The sequence below is a fragment of the Stieleria sp. genome, from assembly GCF_041595215.1.
Classification (GTDB): Bacteria; Planctomycetota; Planctomycetia; order Pirellulales; family Pirellulaceae; genus Stieleria; species Stieleria magnilauensis.
Map to the genome: position 1 here is coordinate 1 of NZ_JBFHKV010001256.1, position 2249 is coordinate 2249.

Sequence of the window (2249 nt, forward strand, 5' to 3'; positions counted from 1 at the left end):
ACGCATCCAAGACCCGTTGTTGGAGCGGTTTGAACTGATCGATCGCGACCTGCGTTCACGCCGTGAAGAACTGATTCGATTGCGTAGTGTCGTCGGTGAGCTGAACCTGGCGTTGCTGCAAGAAACCGAGTCGGGGACCGATCCCGATACCGGACTGCCGGTGTCGCGGCTGTCTTGGACGCCGGTCGTTGAAGAGACGGTCGGGCGATTGCGAACCGAACTGGAACCACTGGAGGCGTTCCTCGGCGAGCTACAGCAAGTGGACGCGCCGATCGTGGCCACCGACATCGCGAAACTGGCCGAAACGATTCCGCAACGAATCAAACAGAACGATCAATTGGTCGAACTCTATGAGGTCGAACGCGAGAACATCTGCACGTTGCTGCAGGTCGACAAGATTGACGACTCGGTGTTTGACGTCAGTGAACTGGCAACCCTGCAGTCCTACCTGGGCAATTCCTATGACGCCTTGATGGGCCGGTTGGAATCGTACCGGGCGAAAGTGGTGTCCATCAATGACTCGTTGGATCGATTCTTGGAAGAAGGTCCCCAGGGCGACACGCCGACCGAGTTGTCCAAGAAGATTCGTGAAGAGCTGATCTTGGCGACGCAAGACCTGTTGTCCGAACTGGGCGATGACATCCTGACGATGCAATTGATCCAGGCTCGCGCCCGCACCGAAAGTGCCCTGCTGCCGGAAGTCAACATCCAGCCCGCCGAAGCCTTTGAGATCGCTCGGCGAAATCGTCGCGACTGGGCCAACGCACGGGCGGCACTGGTCGACAGCTGGCGGGCGATCGAATTCATCGCCGACGACCTGGAAAGTTCGCTGGACATCCGTGTCAGCGGAGGCGTCGGAACGGCGCCGGGAGAAAACAATCCCTTCGCACTCCGCGGCAAATCGAGCACGTTGAGCGTCGGTTTGGAGTGGGACGCCCCGATCACGCGGCTACAAGAACGCAATACCTATCGGCAATCGCTGATCGAATTCGAACAGGCCAAACGCGGTTACTACGAATACGAAGACAGCATCTGGTTGCTGTTGCGGGCACAAGTCCGTCAGCTGCAAGTCAACCGCGTCAATTTTGAATACGGACGTCAGGCGGTTCGGATTGCGGCGTCGCAGATCGAGTTGAACGGAGACATCCGCGAACTCCGCGACGCCCGCGGACTGAGCAGTGGTCCGACCGCGGCTCGGGATACGATTTCCGCACTCGGCGACTTGCTCGACGCACAGAACTCGCTGCTCAATATCTTCGTCAACTACGAAGTGATTCGACGCGGACTGGACTTGGATCTGGGAACGATGGAACTGACCCCCGAAGGGCTGTGGATCGATCCCGGCCCGATCGATCCGGACTACTTGCTGACCTTGCCGGGAACGACCACCGAAGCGGTCCCCGGTGGAGACTGCAGTCGCTGTGGGATCCGGATCAAGAACCAGCCCCAGCCACCAGATTTCCGCGGCGTCTACATCAACGAACCCTCGCTGTTGGAAATCAACCAAGTCGGTTTCGAAGAAACGCCGTAGGCGACGGCCAACCTGAAACCTGAAACCTGAAACTTAACAATCAAACGCTTCGGCGATCAAACCCGCGGCGCGTTCGACTTGTTCGTTGCTGGTGGTCCAACCGAGCGAGACGCGGAGGGTGCGACCGATTTGCGAATCGTTGCGTCCGATCGCGCGGAGCGACCGTGTGAACTCGTCCGGCGGTGAATTCGCCTGGGCGGTCGCCAAGGCCAACTCTCTGGCCGATTCGTGGATCCGCCGCGCGTCGCCGGGCAACTCCAATGCGACGGTGTTGGGCAACCGCGGCGATGCGTTGCACAGCACCAGCGGCGGAGTCGACAGCTGCTCCGACAGATGATCCACAAAGTGGTCGCGGAGTTCGGCCAATTGATCGTTGGCTTCGACACAATAGCGCTCGGCCAGACTCGCCGCGGCCCCCAGGCCGATGCAGCCGGGAATGTTCTCCGCCCCCGGACGCAATCCCATCTCGCGCGGTTCACCAAAGGTGATCGGGTCGAGTTGCAAACCGCGGCGGACGTAAATCGCGCCCGATCCCTTGGGGCCGTAAAACTTGTGACCGCTGATCGCAACGGTGTCGGCGCGCAAGTGTTTGACGTCGACGGGGACTTTGCCGAACATTTGGGTCGCGTCGCAGTGGACACAGATGCCGCGGTTGTGACAGCGGTCGGCGACTTCACGTACCGGTTGAATGGTTCCGACGATCGCATTGGCGCCTTGC

General features: G+C 59.9%; 1 protein-coding gene and 1 pseudogene. One reads left to right on the plus strand and one right to left on the minus strand.

What is annotated here, in order from left to right; genetic code table 11:
- Window positions 1-1531, plus strand: a pseudogene (locus ABX749_RS30290) (hypothetical protein); the annotation flags it as partial.
- Between the two features lie 33 nt (window positions 1532-1564).
- On the opposite strand, the gene ABX749_RS30295 reads toward ABX749_RS30290, so the two are convergent.
- On the minus strand, window positions 1565-2249 hold a 685-nt coding region (locus ABX749_RS30295), incomplete at its 5' end, for an aminotransferase class V-fold PLP-dependent enzyme (protein WP_372899320.1).